This window comes from Streptomyces sp. NBC_00252 (assembly GCF_036187565.1).
Lineage (GTDB): Bacteria > Actinomycetota > Actinomycetes > Streptomycetales > Streptomycetaceae > Streptomyces.
In genome coordinates this window covers 1,394,831-1,417,336 of record NZ_CP108087.1, presented here as the reverse complement: position 1 = coordinate 1,417,336, position 22,506 = coordinate 1,394,831, and the positions used below count along the sequence as shown (strand labels likewise).

General features: G+C 70.4%; 14 protein-coding genes. 1 reads left to right on the top strand and 13 read right to left on the bottom strand.

Annotated features, from left to right (window positions below; all coding sequences use genetic code 11):
• Positions 1-136 precede the first annotated feature (136 nt).
• The 10 genes from OHT77_RS06245 to OHT77_RS06200 all read right to left on the bottom strand — a co-directional run bounded on the left by OHT77_RS06245 (position 137) and on the right by OHT77_RS06200 (position 15,956).
• On the bottom strand, positions 137-1,438 hold the full coding sequence (locus OHT77_RS06245; protein ID WP_328826988.1) for an MFS transporter: 1,302 nt from the start codon (positions 1,436-1,438) through the stop codon (positions 137-139).
• Positions 1,439-1,934: 496 nt separating this feature from the next.
• A complete protein-coding gene (locus OHT77_RS06240; protein ID WP_328826987.1) occupies positions 1,935-4,886 on the bottom strand; it encodes a condensation domain-containing protein in 2,952 nt (983 codons plus the stop codon).
• Positions 4,883-6,412, bottom strand: a complete 1,530-nt coding sequence (locus OHT77_RS06235) for an amino acid adenylation domain-containing protein (protein WP_328826985.1) — start codon at positions 6,410-6,412, stop codon at positions 4,883-4,885. Before OHT77_RS06235 ends, OHT77_RS06240 begins: the two co-directional genes overlap by 4 nt.
• Positions 6,413-6,433: 21 nt before the next feature.
• On the bottom strand, positions 6,434-8,233 hold the full coding sequence (locus tag OHT77_RS06230; RefSeq protein ID WP_328826984.1) for an asparagine synthetase B family protein: 1,800 nt from the start codon (positions 8,231-8,233) through the stop codon (positions 6,434-6,436).
• Positions 8,234-8,235: 2 nt separating this feature from the next.
• Positions 8,236-9,018 carry an SAM-dependent chlorinase/fluorinase gene (locus tag OHT77_RS06225; RefSeq protein ID WP_328826983.1) on the bottom strand — a complete coding sequence of 261 codons (783 nt, stop codon included), beginning with the start codon at positions 9,016-9,018 and terminating at the stop codon, positions 8,236-8,238.
• Between the two features lie 341 nt (positions 9,019-9,359).
• Entirely contained in the window at positions 9,360-10,073 is a 714-nt protein-coding gene (locus OHT77_RS06220; protein ID WP_328826982.1) for a nucleoside 2-deoxyribosyltransferase domain-containing protein, read from the bottom strand.
• Between the two features lie 116 nt (positions 10,074-10,189).
• Positions 10,190-10,921, bottom strand: coding sequence for a phosphopantetheine-binding protein (locus OHT77_RS06215; RefSeq protein ID WP_328826981.1), 732 nt, complete (start codon positions 10,919-10,921; stop codon positions 10,190-10,192).
• Positions 10,918-14,127, bottom strand: coding sequence for an AMP-binding protein (locus OHT77_RS06210; protein ID WP_328826980.1), 3,210 nt, complete (start codon positions 14,125-14,127; stop codon positions 10,918-10,920). Before OHT77_RS06210 ends, OHT77_RS06215 begins: the two co-directional genes overlap by 4 nt.
• A complete protein-coding gene (locus OHT77_RS06205; RefSeq protein WP_328826979.1) occupies positions 14,124-15,443 on the bottom strand; it encodes an MFS transporter in 1,320 nt (439 codons plus the stop codon). Before OHT77_RS06205 ends, OHT77_RS06210 begins: the two co-directional genes overlap by 4 nt.
• 90 nt (positions 15,444-15,533) lie before the next feature.
• The gene (locus OHT77_RS06200; RefSeq protein WP_328826978.1) at positions 15,534-15,956 is read right to left on the bottom strand and encodes a hypothetical protein; all 423 of its coding nucleotides are present in this window, start codon (positions 15,954-15,956) and stop codon (positions 15,534-15,536) included.
• 552 nt (positions 15,957-16,508) lie between these two features.
• On the opposite strand from OHT77_RS06200, the gene OHT77_RS06195 reads away from it, so the two are divergent.
• Positions 16,509-17,897: a condensation domain-containing protein gene (locus OHT77_RS06195; protein ID WP_328826977.1), complete on the top strand. Its 1,389-nt coding sequence runs from the start codon at positions 16,509-16,511 to the stop codon at positions 17,895-17,897.
• A 113-nt stretch (positions 17,898-18,010) separates the two neighbouring features.
• On the opposite strand, the gene vioC is transcribed toward OHT77_RS06195, so the two are convergent.
• From vioC to vioD, 3 genes are read right to left on the bottom strand one after another with little or no spacing between them, the layout of a single operon-like run.
• Complete coding sequence (vioC, locus tag OHT77_RS06190) at positions 18,011-19,036, bottom strand: arginine beta-hydroxylase, Fe(II)/alpha-ketoglutarate-dependent (RefSeq protein ID WP_328826976.1); 1,026 nt, start codon at positions 19,034-19,036, stop codon at positions 18,011-18,013.
• A 41-nt stretch (positions 19,037-19,077) separates the two neighbouring features.
• Positions 19,078-20,970, bottom strand: a complete 1,893-nt coding sequence (locus tag OHT77_RS06185; RefSeq protein WP_328826975.1) for an amino acid adenylation domain-containing protein — start codon at positions 20,968-20,970, stop codon at positions 19,078-19,080.
• Positions 20,967-22,109, bottom strand: a complete 1,143-nt coding sequence (vioD, locus tag OHT77_RS06180; protein WP_328834167.1) for a capreomycidine synthase — start codon at positions 22,107-22,109, stop codon at positions 20,967-20,969. Before vioD ends, OHT77_RS06185 begins: the two co-directional genes overlap by 4 nt.
• Positions 22,110-22,506: the final 397 nt, after the last annotated feature.

Genomic DNA, 22,506 nt, shown 5'->3' with positions numbered 1-22,506 from the left:
GGTGCGTGCGAACTGCGTGCGCGGTACGTGCGACGGCGATCATCGATCGGTAGAGCCACGCTAACCGCGCTACGACGGCCGGAACGGCACTGTCACAGGCATCCTGAGCGGCACTTCCGGCTGCCGGTTGTGCCGCTCAGGACTCGTGGACGGCCTCGGGCGGGGTCCTGCGGGACAGCGGCGAGGGCAGGATCCACAGGCAGGCGGTGAGGGCCCCGGCTGCGGCGATCCACAACGTCGTCCGCAGCCCGAGCGGCCCGGCGACGGCACCGGCGAGCAGGGCGGCGAGCGGCCGCATGCCGAGGTTCACCCCCTGGTAGGCGCCGAACACACTGGAGCGCATGGCGTCCGGGACCTGCGAGGTCAGCAGGGTCGCGGCGGTGATGTCGATCCAGATGACACCCATCGCCGAGCCGAACTGGGCGCCGACCAGCATCGGCAGCACCGCGCTCCTGGCCCCGTGGGCCGCCGGGATCAGCAGCAGTGGAGCGGCGGTCGCCAGGCAGCCGAGCAGGAAGGTCCGGCCCACCCCCAGGCGCCGGGTGAGCGGGGTCGCCGAGACGGCGCCCACCACCGCGCCGACAGCCCCGGCGCCCAGCACCGTGCCCAGCAGGCCCGCGCCGAGACCGAGTGAGGTCGTGGCGTACAGCACGAAGAGCGTGGTGGTCACGAAGCAGAAGAAGTTGACGGTGGCGGTGGCCGCCAGTGCCGCCCGGATGGTCCGGGAGCGGAGGATGAACCGCCCGGCCGCCCGCAACCGGGGACGCTCGTTCGAGGGCGGTGCCTCCCGCGGCGCGATCCGCGCCAGCTGCACGGCCGAGACGAGGTACGACACCGCGTCCACCAGCAGGGCGACGGGCGCGGAGAACACCTGCACCAGGAAGCCGCCGGCGCTCGGGCCGACGACCTTCGCCATGGCCCGGCTGCCGCTGCTCAGCGAGTTGCCGGCCACGTAGTCCTCGGGCGGCACCAGAGCCTTGAACACCGGGGGGTTGCACACTTCGAAGAGGACCGACAGCAGTCCGACGCCGAAGGCCACCGTGAACAGGACGGTGAACGTCAGCGTGCCGAAGGCGTAGAAGAGGGGCAGGCCGAGCAGCAGCGCGAAGCGGCCCAGATCGGCGGCGATCATGACCCGGCGACGGTGGCTGCGGCGGTCCGCCCACAGTCCGGCGTGCGGCCCGAACAGCAGGTGCGGCAGCCACACCGCGGCGCTGAGATAGCCCATCTGGGCCGCGCCCGCGTGCACCACGGTGACGGCGATGAGGGGCAGGGCGAGGGCGGACACCTGGTCGCCGAGATACGACACGGTCTGGGCGGTCCAGTAGCGGCGGAACGCGGTGTCGTGCAGCAGGCCGGGGATCCAGGACAGTGCGCGGGAGCGGTCGGCCGGGCGGGGCGCGGGAGCGACGGTCTCCTCGGGGGCGGACGGGTGCACGGGAGGGCCTTCCTGTGGTCGTCGGTCATGGCGTGCGGCGGGATGCCCGTGGACGCACTGCATGCCGGGACCGGAAAGGACCGCCCGGCGCGAGGCGCGGGTCGGTCCGGGCTACGGCATGGCACACGGCCACGACCGTTCGACGACCCGGCCGCCCGGGAGCGCGTGACCCGGCCGGGGTGAGGTGTGGACCGCCCGTCCCACCCTTTGGATCCACCGGCCGAACCCTCACGATAGCGCGCCGCTCCGACCGGCAGGAGTCCGCCTCGATCTCACGGCTGCCACTCCTGAGCGGACCAGGGCGGTGACGTGGAACGGGTGGCCTGCGGAGGCAAGTTGGACCCTCCACGGGTCGGACTCCGGCAGGGCCGGGCGGCCATCTCCGTTACAGGGCCGGGGTGTTGAAGGCAGAGGGGTCCTGAAAAGGACGGCACCCTCATCCCGGTCCCGGACCGGGATGAGGGTGCCGTCCAGCCGCCCCTCGACTGCGGCACGGTCACATGCCGCTGTCCGGGAGGGACTCCAACGGTGCGCCGATCGCGGTGAGCAGCTTGCACACCGCCTCGTGATCCAGCAGCGAGCGGCGGAAGACCGCGGAGCAGACCAACTCCGAGCCGGTGTCGGTGACCCAGACACTGAGATCGAACATGGCGGAGGTGAGGTCGGGCACCCGGGCGCTCGCGGAGACGCCGTCGAGTGTGAAGCGGTCGGGCTCGTTGCCCGCGATGAAGATGGAGCGGCGCTTCTTCGGGTACTGCTCGCCCGTCGGGTCGACCTCGCGCACCTCGTCGAGCACCGTGGCGAAGGGCAGCCCCTGGTGCTGGAGAGTCCAGAGCATCGCGTTGCGGACCGCCTTGAGCGTGCTCGGCGCGTCCGTGCCGCGCGGTGCGTCGACCACCACCGGCAGCAAGTTGACGAAGTTGCCGACGGTACCTGCGGCCTCCGGCACGAAACGTCCGGGGAACGGGCAGAAGAAGGCGAGTTCGTCATTGAGCAGCACGGGCCGCAGGGCGCGCAGGATCTTCGTGGTGGCAACCATGAACCCGGTCGCCCGGTGCTGCCGCGCCTCCGCCAGGTGCCGCTGGTACTCCTCGCCGCGCAGCACGACCTGCACGTTGCTCCCGTGGGGCGGGCACTGCGACCAGGGTGTCGTGTCGTTGATGAACATCTCCGGCACACCGCGCGGAAGGCGGGCGCGCCAGTCCGCGCGCAGTGCCTCGGTACGTGTGTCCTCGAGCGCGACGCGCTCCGCCACGGCGACGTCCGCCAGATCGGTACGCGTATGCCCGGCCTGGAACTCCCGTTCGTCGTCCGTCGCGTAGGCATCGCTCACGTCTCTGAGGAAGCGGTTGAACGACAGACCGTCGCAGACCGAGTGGTCGATCCTGACCACGAGCGCGAAGCCGGCTTCGGATCCGTGCACACAGGCCACGTAGAGCGATTTGCCCTCACGCACGTCCAGGTCGCGCACGATCTCCTCGGCGGCGATCTTGTCCGCGACGCGCCGTACCGCCTCCCAGTCGTCCGACGCCGCCCGCACCAGGTCCACCTGTCCGGGGAGGGGCGGGCGGGTTCGGTACAACGGGCCGTGCGACGCGTCGATGCGGTACTCGGCCGTCAGTGAGGGGTTCGCCGCCGCGGCCCACCGCACCGCACGGTCCAGCCGGGGCGGGTCGACCCGGATGCCGGGAAACTCGAAGACCTTGCAGATGATGCTCTCCGGGGGAATGACGCCGTCCGGCCGCTGCTCCCGGCTCAGTCCCAGGGCCATCCGGTGCGGCAGGGGCCGCCACTGCCCGTCCGCGTCCTCCGTGGGGCCCGGCCCCGCCTCGGGCTCACTCTCCACGGACTCGGCCCCGGTGGCACCGAGCACCTGCTCGGTGAAGTCCGACAGCCGCGGGTAGTCGAACAGCGTGTGGAGCGACACCTCGACGCCGAAACGCTCGCCCACGGAGTAGATCAGTGACTCCGCCAGCAGCGAGTGCCCGCCGAGTTCGAAGAACGAGTCCTGCCAGCCGATGTCGGGGACGCCCAGAACCTCCCGCCAGACCTCGATCATTCCCGCGTGCTCACCGGTGGCGGCGGGCGCGGCCTCCGGCCCGGATTCCGGCTGCGGCCCGGCCACCGGATGGCCGGCCGCCGGATCGGCGGACGAGGAGAGCGGGGCGACCACGGTCGAGCCCGGGCGGTCCGCGATGTCCGTGAGCACGTCCAGGTAGTCCGCGGCCATGGCCTGCACCTGGGCGAGCCCGATGACACCCTCGGGGTCCTTCCACAGCACATGGGTGCCGGAGCTGTCCTCCCGCACCATCACGGCGAGTTTGAACCCGGCACTGCTCTCCACGTCGAACATCCGCAGCACGGCACCGTCGAATTCCAGCTGCTGCAGGTCTGTACCGGAGCGCAGTCCCGCATGCCAGTACTGGAACAGCGCCTGGTGCGTCCGGGCGTGGGCCTGCGGGCCCGAGAGCCCGGCCGCGCGCATGATGCTGGGCAACGGCAGCTCGCCGAACCGCAGGGCGTCCTTGACCTCCAGACGCACCCGGGTCAGCAGATCGCGGTACCGGTCGGAAGCGCGGATCCGGTGCCGGACAGGGAGCGGATTGACGAAATAGCCCACCTGATCGGCGAGTTCGGGAGCCGTCCTGCCGTGGAAGGGCACGAAGGCCAGGAGGTCGTCGGAGCCGGAGTACCGGCGCAGCAGCGCGAAGTAGCCGGCGAGCAGAACCGTGACGTACGAGACGCCGTGCTCCTCCGCAGACTTCCGCAGCCGGGTCTCGAGGTCCCTGGGCAGGTGGTCGCCGAGCATCGTGTAGCCGCCCGGCCCGGTGTTCCGCGGCAGCTCGAAGTCGGGGCCGCCGTCGCCGAGGATCGCGCGCCAGTAGGCGCGGTGCGCCTGTCCCGAATCCCCGTCGGCGAGTTCTCTGGTGCGCTCGGCGTGGCGGCGCGCCGCCGTGAGATCCGCCGCCGTCCCGTCGACGACCGAGCCCTCGTTGTACGCGGCGCGCAGCGCCTCCATCATGATCAGGACGCCCGCGCCGTCGTTGACCAGGTGGTGCGCCGCCACGAGCAGGGTCTGCGAGTCACCGTCGCGCAGGACGTCGATCCGCAGCAGCGGACCGCTGCGCAGGTCGAAGGGCTGTTGCCACAGCTGTCGCAGAGCCTCTTTCCGACTGCCGGCCTGTTCGGTCTCGCGCACCGGAATCGCGGGAGCGTCCGACCAGTCCAGCGCGGGACCGTCCGGGGTGGCGACGACTCGTCCGCGCAACTGCGGATACCGGGTGGCAAGCGCCTCCACGGCCCGGCGCAGCCGGGGCACGTCGAGATGCCCCTCCACCTCGAACGGGAGCGGGATGATGTGCGACCGCTGCTCGGGATCGCGCTGCCACGCGACCCACACGGCCTCCTGATTGACGGACAGCGGAAGGCGTTCGGTCTCGTCGGTCATGCGAACCTGCTTTCGGTGAGTTCCTCACTCAGCGCCCTGCGATCGCTCTTGCCTGACGCGGTGCGGGGGAGGTCGGTCATGCGGACGAATGCGCCGGGCACGAGATGGGCGGGCACCTCGGCGGCGAAGAGTTCGCGCAGCCGCTCAGGGCTCAGTCCGGACTCACTGGTGTAGTGCGCGGTGAGCATCGGTTCACCGCGGCGGCTGGTGCCCGCGGTGACGATGGCGTCGAGCACGCCGGGGATCCCTCGCAACGCCACCTCGACCTCTCCCGGTTCGATGCGGAAACCGTTGATCTTGACCTGGAGGTCTGCCCGGCCGACGATGTGGTACGTCTCCTCCGCGGCGCGGACGGCGAGGTCGCCGCTGCGGTAGAACAGGCGGGACGGCCCGCCCCCGACGTCCAGCATGCGGAAACGCTCCGCGGTGAGGTCGGGTCGGTTGACATAGCCCTCCGCGACTCCGACGCCCGCGACCCAGATCTCGCCGGTCTCCCCGACCGCGACGGGTACGCCCGCGTCGTCGAGCACCGCGACCTCCCACCCGGGAATCGGACGGCCGAGTTCGACGGCGAAACCCCGCTCGTCCTCGGCCGCGTCGAGTTCGGCGTCGGTGAAGGTGCGGGTGCTGACATAGATGGTGGTCTCGGTGATGCCGTACGTGTTCATGAACTCGCAGTGCTTCCCGGCGGTCGCGCGCCAGATTCTGACATCGGCCGCGTCGACCGCCTCGCCACCGAAGACGACCCGCCGCAGCGTGCTCGGCCAGTGTCCGGACGTGCGCACATGGGCGGCCAGATAACGGAACACCGTGGGTACCACGCTCATGACCGTGACGCGGTGACGCGTCATCAGGTCGATGGTGGCCCGCGGTGAGCGCACCACCTCGCTGGGAACCACCACCAGGGTGGCGCCGCTGGCCAGCGCGCCCCACATCTCCCAGACGGAGACGTCGAAGCAGTAGGAGTGCAGAAGCGTCCAGACGTCCTCGGTGCCGAAGTCGTACTGGTCCAGCACACCGCGGACCAACGCGGCGACCGATCGGCGGCGGACCGCCACGCCCTTGGGCCTGCCGGTCGAGCCGGACGTGTAGATGATGTACGCGGTGGAGTCCGGGGACGGCTCCGGAAGCTCCTTCCGTGGAGGTGCCGCGGCGTCCCGGTCGTCGCCGTCGATCCGCAGCACGTCGATCCCGGCCAGTGCTCCGGGCAGGACACGGTCGGAGACGATCGCGGCGAGAGCGCTGTCCTTGGCCATGAAGTCCAGCCGGGACTCCGGGTAGGCAGGATCGAGCGGCACATAGGTGTACCCGGCCGCGGAGACCCCGAGCACGGCGATCACCAGGTCGACCGTGCGCCCGCAGAAGAGCCCGATCCGCACGTCGTCGTCGCCGAAGCGCTCGCGCAGCGAACTCGCGAGCGCTTCGGCGCGGTCGGCCAACTCGGCGTAGCTCAGCGTCCGTTGCTCGTCGCGGACGGCGGGACGCGTGCCGTGCCTGGCTGCCTGGTCACGAAAGAGGAAGTACATCGCACATCCATTCGTCGCGGTTCAGAGGCGCGGGTGCACACGGAGGCGGCGCAGCCAGGCGTCGAGGTTCAGGACGAACTCGACGTCCGCCCGGCCGAACCAGCCGCCGCGGTCGAGCAGGTCGGGATCGGCGGCGATCCGGCGTGCCGCGGCGATGTCGATCAACGGCCGTACGGGGGCGTCCGAGTCGTCGAGCAGGCCGCGCAGCCGGCCCGCCAGCGCGGCCTTGTACTGCGGCGCGTAGGTGATCGGATAGGGCACCTTGGGGCGGGTGAGCACCGATTCCGGGACGAGGGTCTTCGCGAGGGTACGCAGCAGGCTCTTGCCTCGCCCGTCGTACCACTTCATCTCCACGGGCACGTTGTAGAGATAGGTGTAGAGCCGGTGGTCGCTGAACGGGTAGCGCAGTTGCAGCCCGGCGGCCGCGGCGAGGCGCTCGGAGTGGTTGATCGCCTGGTCGAGCATGCGGGTGACGGTGAGGTAGTCGTACTGCCGGCCCAGGCGGTTGCGCTGAGGGTCGCCGGGCAGGTGCGGCACCTCGTCGAGCGCCTCGCGGAATCTGAGGTTGAGGTAGGACTCCGCCCCGATCTCGGCCAGCAGCTTCGGGTCGAACAGCCTGGTGCCGAGTCCGCTGCGCGCACCCCATTTCCACGCCTTCTCGACCCAGGGGAAGCTGCTCAGCTCGTACCCGGTCCTGATCTGGCCGCCGAGGCTGCCGAAGACGGTGTCGGCCCCTTCACCGCTGAGCGCCACCTCGGTGTGCTCGGCGACGCGCCTGCTGAACAGGAAGGGGGTGATGTTCTTGTCGCCGAACGGGGACGGGTAGTCCTTCGCCGCGAGCACCGCGGCGAGCACGACCGGGTCCGAGAGCTCCTGAGGACGGACCAGGACCTCACGGTGATCGGTGTGCCACATCCGTGCCACGTCCTGGGAGTAGGGACGGTCGGGTACCGCCGACGCGCCGTCTCCGAACGCCACGGTGAACGTGAACGGCGGCTGAGCGGTCAGCTTCGTGGCCCACCCCGTCAGCGCGCTGGAGTCGAGGCCGCCGGAGAGGAGCACCGCCGGGTGGGTGCCCCGCACATCGCGGGCGATGGAGTCCTCCACCAGTTCCCGCACCCGCGCCAAGGTGACGTCGAGATCGTCCTCGTGGGGGCGGGCCTCCAGCGTCCAGTAGCGGCGCACTTCCTCGTTGGCCCCGGAGAGCACGACGACGCAGCCGGCCGGAACCTCCCGTACTCCGCGCAGGGCCGATCGGCCGGGGGGACGGATCTGCGTGACGAGGGCGCACAGGCCCTCGTCGTCCAGTTCGGCGCGGAGCAGCGGATGGGCGACCAGTGCGGCGAGATCCGAGGAGAACAAGGTGCCGTCACCCGCGCGCGCGTAGTGCAGCGGTGTGATGCCGATGCGGTCGCGGCCCAGGACGAGCCGCCGGGAGCGCGTGTCCCAGACGGCGAACGCGAAGTTGCCCTCAAGACGCTCGGCCACGGCCGGTCCCCAGGCCAGGTATCCGTGCAGCAGTACGTCAGCCGGTCCCGCACCGCGGTCCACCCCGAGGGCGCCGGCCAGCTCCTCGGTGTTCTGGAGGTAGCCGTCGAGAACCGCGACCGCGACGGTGCGGTCGTTGTCCCGGAGCTCGGCGAGTCCGGCGCCTCGGAGAGACGTCGGGTCGGCGCGATGGGCGAGCATCGCCTCCCGGTCCGACCACAGCGAGGCGGCGCCCCGCGCGCGGGGGGTGAGGTCCGCGATCAGCTGAGCGACAGCGGCATCGGCCTCGCGCAGATCGCGCTCGGGGTCCGTCCATCCGGTGATTGCGGCCACGGTCAGTCCTTGTCCGGCGACTCGATGGTCCAGGTCAGACGATCCCCCACGCGGATTCCGTGGCTCTCGGCGAAGTTCCCGCGCACCATGCCGATGTCGGTCATGTCCGGGAAGGAGGTGGAGCGATAGGCCACGATCTTGCCGAGCTCGGGCTGCAGGTAGATCTGGTTCGTGATGTGAACCGCCTCGCACAGCGCGGTCCCGTTCAAGGCGAGTGCGAGCGTCTGCCCGTGCGGCAGTTCGTCGATCTCCGTCATGATCTTGACGTTGCCGAAGTTGTCGACGTGCGCGACGGTCCCCTCGACGAACGGCGTGTCGTCGATCTTCGATTCCTCGTACGGGTGTGCGGTGAGACTCGCGGTGTCGTCGGCCGCGATCCGCGCCACGATCGGAGGGATGAAGTCCTTCCCGGAGAAACTCTTCTGCGGCACGTCCCGGATCTCGTACACGTGCTTGATGCCGAGGTCTCGCGCGAGCCAGCCGAAATAGCCGAAGTTGGAACCGACGAAGATGTGCCCCGTGCGTGTCTCGCCCCAGATGACGTCGTGCAGAGGCCGCATGTTCGAGGACTTCGAGACCAGCGTGTAGATCACTGTCCCCGGCGGGTAGCTTTCCGCCACCAAGCGGGTCAGAAAGGCCGCATTGAATTCCGAGAAGTTCTCCACGGCCACGATCGGCTCGATCGTAATCGGGTGCCCTATTTCGTCCGCCTCTTTATGGATGGCGCCGCAGATTTCACTGAAAGCGACATCCCTGCAATCGGTAACCATGACAACTCGAGCCATTGAATACCTCCTCTGTCGAGTCCGAGTCTGTCAGCGAATAGATCATCGCTCTAGATTCCGCGGTCTTCACCAAGCTGTTTGGCATCATGAGGACAGGGGTTCATTGCCCCCCATATCGGTCATGTGCGGCCATGGGCTCAGAGGTCGACCGCGGCGCCGTGAACTTCGCGTCCGGCCGAATGACCTGGGGTGATTCCAGGTGCCGGCCTCGGGCACGGCGGCGCGATGAGGGTTTCCGTCATTCGTGCGATGGATTAGAAATCCGGATCGATCTCGTAAGCGTCGCGCGGAGAAAACCACAAAGAAGATCGGTTGCCCAGAACCATCGGTGACACCCCTTGTCACACGCCGAGACCTGTTCCGCGCGACACCAGTTCGACCCGTTCCGCGCCGGAACCGACCGAACGCAGCCTGGCCTCCAGGACCCAGTGGATGACCGGGTTGCCCCGGCTCCACAGGAGGCGTCCCGCCACAAGGGTGTCACCATGTACGGCCAGCCCGCGGAACCAACGCTGGAACTCCGGTGACAGCCAGAGAGCCAGGGGTATCTGACGCTCGGCGCCCTCGCGCCGGGTGCTCGGTCCGGCCAGCGCGAGCGCCGCCGTCACGGCGTCGGGCAGGTTGTCCGTCACGGGAATCGCCAGCGCGTTCGCGAAGTGCAGCAGGTACTCGTTGCGTTGCGCCGTGGGCGGAGAGTCGAGAACGACGCGGCCGCAGTCGTGCCAGGCACCCCACTTCACGTTGCTCACGAGACCGGGCAGCGTGGTGAGGTCACGCGGCACATGAAAAAGAATGGCGTCGGCCGCGTGCATGGCGGCCTCCTCCCACGCGACCTGCTGTGCGTAGGGCGGTTCGGACTCGCCCTCGGGGGCTTCGGGCAGGAACACGGCGAGGCGGCCCTCTCCGTGCCACCGCTCGCGCAGCAGGGACTCGGCGTGCGGGCGCCAGGAGGCAGTCAGCGGATCGCGGGGGGTGGGGCCGCACAGGTAGACGGACACCGACCAGTGTGCGGGCCAGGGCCGGCCCGCCCGGATGACGGCGACGTCGCGTGTCATGGGGTCTCCTCGGCAGGACAGGTGGGTCCAGTGGTGTCGGCAGGTCGGGCGGCAACGACGGGACCGGGGAAGCGGTCCTGGACGTACGCAGCCGTGCGTTCTGGCCTGGGCACCGGTCAGCCGAGGCTGTCGGACGCGGGCACGGCGCTTGCCGCGAGGGCCCGCATGTCGGCGAGATCGAACACGTCGTCCACCGTGAGGCGGAAGCCTCCACCCTCGACCAGGGCGATCAACCGGAGTGCCGCGAGTGAGTTTCCCCCCAGGTCGAAGAAGTTCTCTGCGGGCCCGATCGGCCGTTTGAAGATCTCCTCCGCCGCCGCCAGGACGGCGGAGAGCGCCGCGTCTTGTTCCTCCGGACCGGCGTCGGGTTGTGTCAACGCGTGGCGGAACGAGTGCTCGATCAGCGGCACGGAATGCTCGTCCACCAGTGCGTGATGGATCCGCACCACCAGCTCGGGGTGGTCTCCGCCCAGGTCGAGACGAGCCGTCAGCAGCACCGGCCCGAAGGGGGCGAAGGCATCGGTGTCGTCGTCGGTACCGCCCACGCTCACGTGGGTGGTCTCCTGGGGCAGGTCGTCGTAGTCACGCGGTTCCTGCAGCGGCCTGCCGGGGGTGTCGTGAAACCGCACGCGCAGTGCCGCCGACGAGCGCAGTACGGCCGACCAGGCTCGCTGGACCGCGGACGGACTCACCGCCGTGCCCGCTTCCCCGGGCCCGGACTCGTCCAAGGCGATACGCACGGTCAGTGTGCCGACGTGGTGGTGGTCGGAGTCGGCCGAGGCGGTCAGCTGGGCCACCTGGTGCGCGGTCGCCTCCAGTGTCGCGGCCGGTGCCGGGGTGGAGTTCATCGTGTCTCCTTGTCGCTGAGTACAGAGCCGATCAGTTGGTGTACGAGGCTCAGGCGTTCGTTCCGGGGCAGCGGGGCGATCATGGGGAGCAACAGGTTGAGGTCCGTGCTCCCGGCGCCGTTCAGGGGGCGCGGTGCCGAGGCCCGCGGGGGACCGGCCGGAGCGGTGGTGTGCGGCCGTCCGCGCTCGGCGAGGTCGGTGAGCAGCCGGTGGTCGACCTTGCCGCCGGCCGTGCGGGGCAGTGCGTCGAGATGATGGATCGTCAGGTGATCCAGCCGGGCAGGGAGATCGGCGCGTACCGCTCGGGCGGCCCGGTCCGGATCGGCGTCGGTGGCGAGGATCAGGAAGAGGTGCGGCCGCGGTCCCGTCGTCGACGCGGAGATCAGTGCCACGGCCTGCACGACACCGGGCTGCCGCAGTGCGGTCGCCTCGACCTCACCCGGATCGAACCGCACGCCGTCCAGCTCGGACTGCCGGTCCCGACGGCCGGAGTAGTGCAGCCGGCCACCGCTGTCGACCCGGACGATGTCGCCGGTGCGGTGGACGAGCGCACCGTCCTCGGTGTGCGGGTCGGCGACGAAGGCGGCGGCTGTCCGACGGGGGGCGCCCGGGTAGCCGGCGGCCACACCGTCGCCGCCGACCCACAGTTCGCCCGGCTCGCCGGGGGGCGCCGGAGCGCCGGAGGCGGTCACCACCCGGACGTAGCCGTACGGCAGAGGCCGGCCGATCGGGGGGAGCGCGCTGCCGCCCGGCTCGATCCAGCCGGCCGTGGCAGCCACCGTCGTCTCGGCCTGGCCGTACAGGTTCAGCACCTCGAACGGCACATCGTCGGGAAGTGCGTGCAGCCGGTCCCCGCCGGTGGAGATACGGGACAGTCGGCTGCCTGCCGGCTTCGGCACGCGCGCGAGGAGTTCGGCGATCGGGGTGGGCACGAAGGCGTACTCGACGCCGGCCTCGGCGAGCCAGGCCGCCAACTCCTGCGGATCGGGGCGGACTTCGGCGGGGGCGAAGCGGACCCGGGCGCCGGCGTAAAGGGCGGACCACACCTCGAAGGCGGAGGCGTCGAGAGCCGTGTCGGCCAACCGGCCCACAACAGTGGCAGGGCCCAGCCGCAGTTCGCGTACGGCCCAGTCGGCGAGCCGGTCCAGAGCGGGGCGCGGCACCAGGACGCCCTCGGGGTCGCCGGTGCTTCCGGAGGTGAACAGCACGCAGGCGGGTGCCGCGCCCTCCAGGCCGTGGCCGGCCATGGTCCGGGCGGCTCCGGGCGGCCGTCCGGCCGACAGCTCCGCCCAGTCCAGCAGCCGCCACGGTGGGCCGTCGGGCCTGTCGAGGGCTTCGGCGAGCGGGCCCGGCACACCGGGGAGCCGGACGATCGCCCCGCAGCGCGCCTGATCCGCCACGGAGGCGAGCCGCGCGGCGGGCTGTCCGGCCTCCAGCGGAAGATAGGTCCCGCCGGCGTGCAGGACGGCGTAGGCGCAGGCGAAGAAGTCCGGGGACGCCGGCCCCAGGAGACCCACGACCTCCCCGGGCCGGCTGACGATGTGCCGGCCGGATTCCCCGAGAGCCGCCAGCCGCCCGTACGTCACCTGGTGTGTGCCGTCGTCGAGAGCCACCGCGTTCGGGTCGGCCGTGGCCCGTGCTCGCACCCGCTCGACCAGTGTGGGCACGGACGGGGATCGCATCGTGGGCAGGAGCTGGACCCAGGTGCGCAGCCAGTCCAGGGTGTGGGTCCACAGGGCCCACAGATCGTCCCGGTCGACCGCGCCGTCCCGGGCCTCCATCAGCAGTTCGACCCGGGTGTCGTCGCCCGTCCCCGACGTGAAGGCCACCACGTCGACCGGGAACCTGGCGGCCCCGTTGAACACGCCGAGTTGGACGCGGGCATGGGCACCGCCGAGCCGGACCTCGCGGTCGGTCCGCTGGTGCACGCTGAAGGCGGCCCGCACCACGGCGCCGGCACCGCGTCCGGCCGTGCCGCCGACGGCCTGGACGATGTCCGGCAGGGGAACCGCGGAGTGGTCCATCGCCTCGCGCAGGGCCCCGTTGGTGCGGCGCAGGGTGGCCTCGGGCAGCTCGCCGGGACGCCGCTCGACCACCACCGGGACGATCGAGGCGAACGCGCCGACGGTGTCCTCGTGCCCCGGTGGGCGGTTCTCCACGGCGGTGCCCAGGACGACGGCGTTCACGCCTTCGTACCGCGTCAGCGCCTGGGAGAAGGCCGTGAACAGCGCCGTGAACAGGGACACCGACGTTCGCCGGGACGCGTCCCTGACCGCTCGCAGAAGAGCCGTGGGTACGGGCAGGCGCAGGAAGGTGCCGTGGTGGACGGCTTCGGGGGTGTCCGCGCCGAGGACCGGACCGGTGACCCGCGCCGCCCGGGCGGCGGCCTTGCGGACCTCGGCCGGGTCCGCGGGCGACTGGGTGGAGGCGTAGGCGAAGTAGCGCGGATCCGGCTCCGTGCCGCCGTCGGCCAGGCTGTCCAGCAGGGCGGCGAAGGACGTGCCGTCGTGGATCAGGTGGTGCTCGGTGTGCACGAGCACGGCCCCGCCGCCCGGCAGCCGTACCAGCACCCAGCGCAGCAGCGGGCCCGTGGCGAGGTCGAAAGGACGGTCGGCACCGCTGAGCCGGACCAGTTCCTCCGGGGAGGCGGCTTCGCCCGGCAGGTTCACCACGGTCAGGTCGACCTCGGCGTCGGTGATGTCGGCGGGCGGCACCACCTGCCAGGGGTCGCCGTCGTGGAAGACGATCCGGGTGCGCAGAACGGGGTGACGGCGCAGCAGCCGGCGCAGTTCCCCGCGCAGGGCGGACGGCCGGGGCGCCCGGGCGAAGTGGAAGAGGGCGTGGAAGACGTGTCGGGAGGAGCCGGGGTCCAGAACGGACCGGTACCAGACCACCCGCTGTTGCCAGGTGAGCGGTGCCCGGCCGGTGGGCGCCGCGTTGACCGGGTGCTCCGCGGGTTCGGCGCGGGGGCGCACGACGAGTTCGTTCAGCAGCCGCTGTACGTCGGCCGCGTTGAGCAGTTCATGTGTGCCGAGGGCGAGTCCCCGCGCGCGGCGCAGGCGGAGGGTGAGCTGCGCGGCTTCCATGGAGCTGCCGCCCAGACCCGTGAACGACCTGTCGAGCGGTTCCTGGGGAGCGAGGCCGAGGGTCCGCCGTACGTCGTCGGCAAGGCGGTCCACGACGGCGGTGATCGTCCTGACTGTCATGTGTCGCCCTCCTTCATGGGCGTCGATCCGTCCTCACCGGTGTCGGTCCGGATCGTCGGTCCGGGCACGGGGACCGGCTCGATGTCGTCCTGGCCGTTCTTCGCGCTCGGGGCGACGGGTGGGGGAAGACGGCGCGGCGACAGGAGGAGCAGCGTCGCGGTCAGGAACACCGGGATGGACGTGGCGGCGACCAGCACGGAGGCGGAGGCCCACCGGGCGGAGAGGGCGGAGGCGAGGAAGATCATGAGCGCCACTGTCTGCGCGCCCAGTCCCGCGACCGAGGAGACCGTCGCGCGGGCCGGGCCGGTGATGGCGTGTTGCAGCCGGGCGCCCATGACGACCTGGATCATGCGCAGCACCCAGTAGAAGACGGCGATGCCCAGGAATCCGCCGGGGTGGCGGCTGAGCGAGCCCAGTGCCAGGGCCGAGCCGCCGAGGATCAGCAGACCCGCCAGTGCGCGGTTCCCCGCCCCCGACAGCCGCCATCCCATGAAGCTGCCGAGGGCCATCGCGCCCCAGGGAAGCAGCAGAAGCAGCGGGATGACGGCAGACGGAGCGCCCCCCTCCTTGGCGAGCACGGGAAGGTACTCGTCCACGACACTGACTCCGGCCAGGACCGAGATCATCAGCACGCACGATCGCACCTGGGGTGTGTCGCGTGCTTCGGCCAGACCGGCGCGCAGCAGGAACAGCCAACCCTGCGCCGGGTGGTCCTCGGTGTCGGTGCCGTCCGTGGCGGCGGCGTCCGTGTCGGGGGCGTCCGGTGCGGGGACGAGCTGTCGGCCGTGGCCCAGGCGCAGGGCGGTGGGGACGGCGAGCAGGGTGAGCACCACCGAGATCCAGCCGGCCGCGCTGTAACCGCCCAGCAGCACCACCGGCGAGGCAACGACCGAGCTCACGGCGATCGAGCAGGCCTGGACGGTTGCCATCCGGCTGCTGACCCGCGTGTACTCCTCGGATCTGCCGTCCGAGGTCAGCCCGTCGTAGAGCAGGGACTGCAGGGTTCCGGAGGTGAGGGCGGAGGAGAGGCCCCACAGGACGAAGCCCGCGGCGAACGAGCCCAGCGAAGGCAGCCCGGTCCACAGGACGAAGCCTGTGCACTGTGCGAGCGCCGCGCACGCGAGAACCCGATGGCGGGGGAAACGGTCGGCCACCGCCCCGGAAGGGATCTCGAAGAGGAAGGTGGTCACCGTCCACAGAGCGAACAGAAGTGACAGTTCCGAGGTCGAGACCCCGTGCGAAGCCATCAGCAGGGCGTAGACGGCGTGCAGCGGGAGGAGTTCGGTGAGGCCGGTGTACAGGTACACGAAGCCCACGCGGAAGGAACGGGATGACGATGAGTGCGGCATCTTGACCTAAGGAGGCATAGGGGGACGTTAACAGATGTTGCTCAACTCGCCGGCGGATCAGCCTGGTTGAGGAGGAACGGCGGGGTCGGGGGCGGCCGGGACACCGTCGGACGGCCCGCGCGGCAGCCCTGGTGCGGCGGCACGGCGGGAATGCCCGGACAGTCCCGCGAACGAGCCGCGCAGTGGCACGCCGCCGCTGCCGAGCCCCACGGAGCCTGGACCTGCCCGGGCGGAGCGTTCCGGTTCGGGCGTCCGTACCGGGTGCCGGCGGACCTGCCGCACGGTCAGGTCCGACGCCCCACGGTCTTTCGCGCCGACGCCCGCGCGCTGACGCGGTCCCTCGACGGCGTCGACGAGCCCTAGCGCGCGCCGCGGCGCGTACCGCCCCTCGCCATGCCCTGGCGGACCGAGGGCCGGAGCCCGTGCGAGGGCGGTGCGCGTGGTGCCCCACCCGGCCACGGCGTCGGTCACGGCGGCCATCGCGGAGGGCACCCCTGGGAGCCCCGGCGTGACGGCCGAGCGTGCCACGGCGGGGCGATCGTCATATCCGAGCGACATGAATTCCGGAATATTGGCCGACCGGTCCCGTGTAATTGCGGAAATCACGCCTTCACAGTGATCAGGGGCGCCTCGCACAACTAAATCCACTGCCTTTTCGACGAGCGCGCTGATCTGCTCGGTCACGGCCACCGCACGGATCCCCCATGTTCTTCATACGGATGAGTGATCTGTCCATTCCGGGGCCGATTCCGCAGCTGCCAAGGGAGTCGGTCACCGGGTGCGGGTGCCGCAGCCGAGGTCCGGATGCGACCCGGTGCCCGCCCCGTAGAAGGAAAGCAGTTCGGGGAGGTCTTTCGCTACCCCCCTCGGTGAAATCATTGTAAGGCGCCCCCGTATAAATGTCGGCGTAATACCCGAAGAAATTATTGCCTGGATCGTATTGCATCGACGGCATTCCGTTCAGTAGTCTCGGTTCTCGTTCCGGGTGCTTTCGCATCCGGTGTGTCCTGGTTTTCCGGAGGGAGAATTCACATGCACCCCGTGAACGAGGAAGGACCTTTCGAAGGGCTTCCGCTGCTGTCCGACCAAGCGGACCGCCTGGCGATTCAGGAGTGGGTGGAGCAGCGCGGCCTGGGCGTTGAGGTCCGCATGATCAGCAGGGTGTTCAGGCTCACCGGATCCCTGCGGTCCGACGCGCTGCACTCGGCACTGACCGCGCTCGTCGCCCGTCACGAGGCACTGCGCGTGGCCTTCCCGGAGCGCGGCAAGGCCGGGCGCCAGGAGATCCGGCCGGCCCGGCCCTTCGTACCGGACGAGGAGGACCTGCGGGACCTGCCCGAGGCGGAGCGGCTGGACGAGGCCCTGCGGCGGGCCGGTGCGTACCTCAGCCGCAACCCCGACCTCGACGGCGGGCTGCTGTTCAGCGCCGTCGTGTACCGGCTCGGGGACGAGGACCACCTGCTCGGCGTCTCCGTCGACCATCTCGTGGCCGACGGCCAGTCGTTCGAGATCCTGGCGAACGAGCTGTGGGAGCTGTACGCCGCGGAGGCGGAGGGCCGGGAGGCGAAACTGCCCGACCAGCCCTTCACCTACTCCGACTTCGTGCGCTGGGAGGCCGAGTGGCTCGGCCGCGACCCCGAGCCCAGGCAGCTGATCGCCCGCTTCGCCGAACTGCTCGACGGGATCGGGACCAACGCCCCCGTCGCCCTGCCGGAGATGCGGCGCGAGACCAACGACCGCTACGAGGTCGGCACCTTCGACGTCTCGCTGCCGCCGGAGACGTTCCAACTGCTCACGGAGTACTGCCGGTCGGCCCGGACGACCCCGTTCATCGTGCTGTTCTCCTCCTACCTGTGCGCACTGCACGCCCGCAACGGTCGCGCCGACCTCACGGCGCTCATCCCGGTGACCCGCCGCACCCAGGAGCACCTGCTCAACCTGGTGTGCTTCCTGTCCACCTACGTCACCGTGCGAGTGAAGCTGGACACCTCGGTGTCGTTCGGCCAGCTGACGCGCCAGGTTCGTTCGGCCGTCATGGAGAGCCAGCGGTTGGGGCAGGTCCCGGCGCCCGAGGTGACGTCGGCCCTCGCTCCGCACATGCTCGGCAGGCTGCTGGAGCGACCCTGCACGTTCTTCGACGTGGCCCCCGGAGGCTGGACCGGCGGCAACCGCCAGGCTGCCGGCCTCGCGGTGGAGCCTGCCGAGCTCCCCGGACAGCTGCAGCAGATAGAGAGCCTGGAGCTGTTCGCCTCGGCCGACGCCGAGAGCGTGGACTTCACCGTGGTGTTCCCCGCGGATGTCTTCGACGAGGAAGGAGTACGGGAACTGGTTGATGTCTTCACCTCCTTGGTGCACAGGTTCCTGAGCTCCCCGGACACCCCGGTCGAGGAACTGCTGCCGTCGGCGGCCCGGGTGGACTGACCGGGCCGGGTGTCCGGCTCCGCGGCCCTGGCCGGGGAGCCGGACACCCGGACGACCTCGCCGCCGGTCCAGCTTGGTCGCCGAGAACGGACGGAGGTCGGTCATGGCCGTCGTCAGCCGATGAGCCGGGTGGACGAACTGGCCCGCATGGTGCGGGACTTGCGCAGATCGTGCGTGACGTTGATGCGTTTCAGCCACCGGTCCGTTCCGTCGAAACGGGCGGTGAAGGGCACCCGGCCGTGCACGACACGGTGGTTGTTGATCACCAGGCAGTCACCCTGCTCCAGGGCGACCTCGCGCAGGCCCCCGTCGATGACGGCGATCAGTCTCTCCAGCGCCTGTCGCGCCGCGGGGTCGTCCTCCGGGTCCGCCATGAAATAGGGGTCCAGTCGTAGGTACGGTTCCTGTCGAGGACCGAAGAGGACCGACACAGGCCTGCGCTCTCGTATGAACTCCTCGAGCGCGGCGAACTGTCCGCTGTCCCCGTCGGACGCGCGGGAGTTGTTCTTGGGCAGGTGCGACTCGTCGGGGGCGATGTGGAAGCGCTCCTCGAACAGCACCTCCAGATCCGCCGGCGATAGGGCGTGGGGCACGTACTCGCCCACCGTGGTGGCGACGCGGTCCGGATTGCGCAGGGACGCGAGCACCAGATAGTCCCCGCGATAGGGGTGGAAGGCGTCCTCGGTGTGCCAGGTGAGCAGCTCCTTGCTGCCCAGGCCCAGCTGATCGTGCTCGTGCTTGCGGACGGGGAAGACATCGTGCACCAGCCGGCCGTCCTGCTGGGTCGTCCACCCGAACGGCTCTCCGAGCAGCCCCGCGTACAGCAGTACCAGGATCTCCTCGGGGAACTCCCTGTTGGGGCGCGGGCGTTCGTGCCAGTCCTCGGGAGTGGGGCCGATGCGCTCCTGATCGAAGAGGTGCCCGCTGACGACACCGAAACCGGTGGGCTCCTCGGTCGCGAAAGTACGCAGGAACCGCTGGGTGCGTACCGGGAGCCCGCTGGCGAGCCGGGGCAGGTCGAGGAGCAGCTCCGGGTCGTCGTCAGCGGCGTACCGTTCCGCGAGACGGAGCGTCAGCTCGGCCGTCTGCCGCGCCTCGTCAGGAGTGAGGGTCAGGACAGGGTCGTGATCGGTGCCCATTGCAGATGAGTCCTTCGCTGCCGTCGGGGGAGGTGAACGCCCTACCGCTCGGGAGCGTTCCGGCTCCGGCCGGTCTCCGCGGCCATCCAGTGGGCCAGCCGGCGGGGGGTGGGATGGTCGAAAACGGTGCTTGCCCTCAGTCCGGGCGTGCGGGGGAGGGACGCGCGCAGTTCGGTGACCAGGCGCATGGCGAGAATCGACTGCCCGCCACCTTCGAAGAAGTCGGAGTCGGGCCCGAAGCCGGGATCGCCCAGCAGCACTCGGAAGAGCTCGAGAACGGCGGCCAGTTGGGCGGGTTCCTCCCCGGACACCTGGTTTCGCTCGCGGGACGCGTCGGCGCCGGCTGCCGGAGCGGTGGCCTCGGCGGCGGGGCGGGACGCGGTCGCCAGCATGGTGTCCAGGGAATGGCGGTCGAGCTTGCCGTGTGAGTTCTTCGGCAGCTCGGCCGTCCAGAACAACCGACGGGGGATGGCCCAGTCGGGCAGCTCCGCGGCGAGACCTGCCAGCAGTTCCTCGCGCCGCTCCCCGGTGACGGGCAGCGCACGGTCCGGGGTCACTTCCGGAACGGGCCCGGACGGGACGAGGCAGGCCGACAAGGTGGTCCGGGTGCTCATGTCGAGGAGGACCACGGCCTGGGCCACCTCGGGGTCCGCGGTGAGCAGTCGTTCCACCGACGCGGGCTCCAGCCGGTGCCCTCGTACCTTGAGCTGGTCGTCCATGCGGCCCCTGAACTCGAGGTTGCCGTCCGGCAGGATCCTGCCGCGGTCCCCGGTGGCGTACAGGCGCTGCTCCGGTGAACGGGCATCCGGGATGAACCGCCGGGCGGTCTGTTCCGGATCGCCCAGGTAGCCCGAGGCCAGTGAGGGGCCGCCGATGTGGATCTCACCGAGCTCGCCGGCCGCGACCGGTAGCCCGTCGGCACCACGTACGGTGACCTCGGCGTTGGCGAGCGGTGTGCCGATGGGCACCTCCTGGGCGTCCGCGGGCAGCCGTCCGTCGTACATGGTCGAGGTGACGGTGCACTCGGTGAGCCCGTAGACGTGCACCAGGGGAGCGCGCCCGGAGCGCTCCCAGCGGCGCCAGTCGTCGGGATCCATTCGTTCACCCCCGACGAGGACACGGCGCAGTCCAGGTGGCGTCGTCTCGTTCCGGACGTCGAGCCAACGGGCGTACTCGCGCCAGTACTGGGTGGACAACTCCACGATCGTGACACCCATGTCGCTCAGCATGGCGTGGAGTTCCTCCGGATCGGGCGCGGTGCTGTCGGGGCGGCAGACCACTGTGCCCCCGGTCAGCAGGGCCGGGAAGACCTCCTCGATGAGCACGTCGAAGCCCAGGGAGGCCAGCTGCAGCCACCGGTCCCCGGGGCGGAGCGCGAGACGGTCCGCGGCGGCGAGTGAGAAGCCGTGCAGCGCGTCGCGTCCGATCTCGACCGCTTTGGGTCGACCGGTGGATCCGGAGGTGAACATCACGTACGCCGCCGGGCCCGGGCGCGTGGTGCCGTCGGGCACGGGTCCGTCCGGTTCGACACCGTCCAGCTCCGGGGCCAGGTCGACCCACGGAAGGGGCAGAGCGTCCACGGGCTGCCCGCGACCGGCCGACAGCAGCGCGCTGACCCGGTCGACCCGTGCCGCCCGAGCGGCCTGCGGCAACCCGTCCTCCAGCAGGACGAAGGCCGCACCCGCTTCCAGCACACCCCACATGCAGACGACGGCGTCGAGGGGAGCGTTCACCTGGAGCATCACCTGCCGCCCCGGGGCGGCACCGGCAGCGGCCAGCCGGCCGGCGATCCGCTGTGCCGCCGCGGCCAGTTGACGGTAGGTCAGGGTGCGCTGCCCGTCGCTGAGGGCGACCCGTCCACCGTGGCGGGCGACGACGGTACGCCACGACTCAAGCAGTGCGTCGGACTCGACGACGGGGCCGGGTGCGGTCATCGACGCGTTCCTCCTCCGGCTCGCAGCAGCCGGGAGAGGGATGTCAGCCCGTCGGTGAAGTCCTTCTCACCACCGCCGAAGCCGAGTCGGACGGTGCCCTCACGCCCGAACGCGGTACCGGGAACGAGCAACGTCCCTTCCTGCTCGAGGAGTTCGAGGCAGAACCGCTCCGAGTCCGTGACGCCGGGCAACTCCAGCAGACAGCACACCCCGCCCTGCGGCGGCTTCCAGGACACCAGCCCCTCGTGTTCCGCGACCCATCGCTCCAGTACGGCGAGGTTGCTCCGAGCCCGCTCGCGCCCCGGCTCGACGAGGGCGTCCGCCGAGCGCATGGCCGCCGTGGCGATCGCCTCCACGATCGGGGACAGGAACAGGGTGCTGCGGTCACGCAGGGCGAAACTGCGCTCGATCAGTTCGGGAGGGGCGGTGCACCATCCCACCCGCAGGCCCGGCAGCCCGAAGGCCTTGGAGAACGTGCCGTAGCTGATGGTGTCCGGATGTTCCAGACCCGGATCCGGCAGGACCGGGCCGCTCCAGGAGATCTCCGCGGTCGCCGCGTCCCACACCAGGACCGCTCCCACCTCCCGCACCCGGTCGATGAGCCGTCGGTACGCGGCCGGAGTCAGCGTCGCGCCGGTGGGGTTGTGCGGGAAGTTGACGATGACTGCCCGGGTGTCCGCCGGGATCGCCCGGTCCATGGCTGCGGGATCGGTGCCGGCGGCGGTGAAGTCGTCCAGCGGCAGGGAGCGCAGCCGACAGTCGGCCAGTTCGGGATAGTGGACCAGCGCGTGGTACAGCATGTCCGGCAGCACCACGAGGTCATCCGGTCGTAAGAGCGTCGCCAGGGTGAGGGCGATCGCCTCACTGGAACCATGGGTGACCATGACCCGTTCCGCCCGGCCCGCCAGATAGCGGTCGGCGATGGCCTGGCGCAGTTCGGGCGATCCCTGAGAGGTGCTGTCGTCGACCAGTATGTCGTCGAGGTCTGCCGCACCGAGACCGGTCAGCCGGCGCATCTCGGCGTATGTGTAGGGAGAAACTCCGCTGGAACTGATGTCCCGTTTCGCTCGGTCGAGGTGACGCCGGTACCACTCTTCGAGCACCGGTGGTTTCTCGGACAAGGTCGAGTTGGAATACATTCGAGTCTGCGGCACGAAGAAAACCCCGGGGTATAAGGTTTCAGAAGAATGAGTGAAGGGCGAGTCCGGTACGGGTTCGAGTGATGCATTCGCCGGGTGAAACCGACAGGGAACGGACCGAGTTGACCGGATTGATTAGATCCGCATCGGTGCGGCCGGCGCAAGTAACGCAAGTACGTGACACAGCGGGCGCCCGACCGCGTCGTGCCTGGTGAGCGAGTTGAGCCTGTCCCGCTGACGCGGCATCGATCCTGACTTCCGGGGGTGCGCAACTCCGTTGAGGCGCGGCGCCGGTGACCGATCGGCAAGTTAATGGCACTCTTGCCGTCATATGCCAAATACCGTCCGACCGACAGCATTATTCGGTCGGACGGTATTTGGCATATCAATCAGCCAA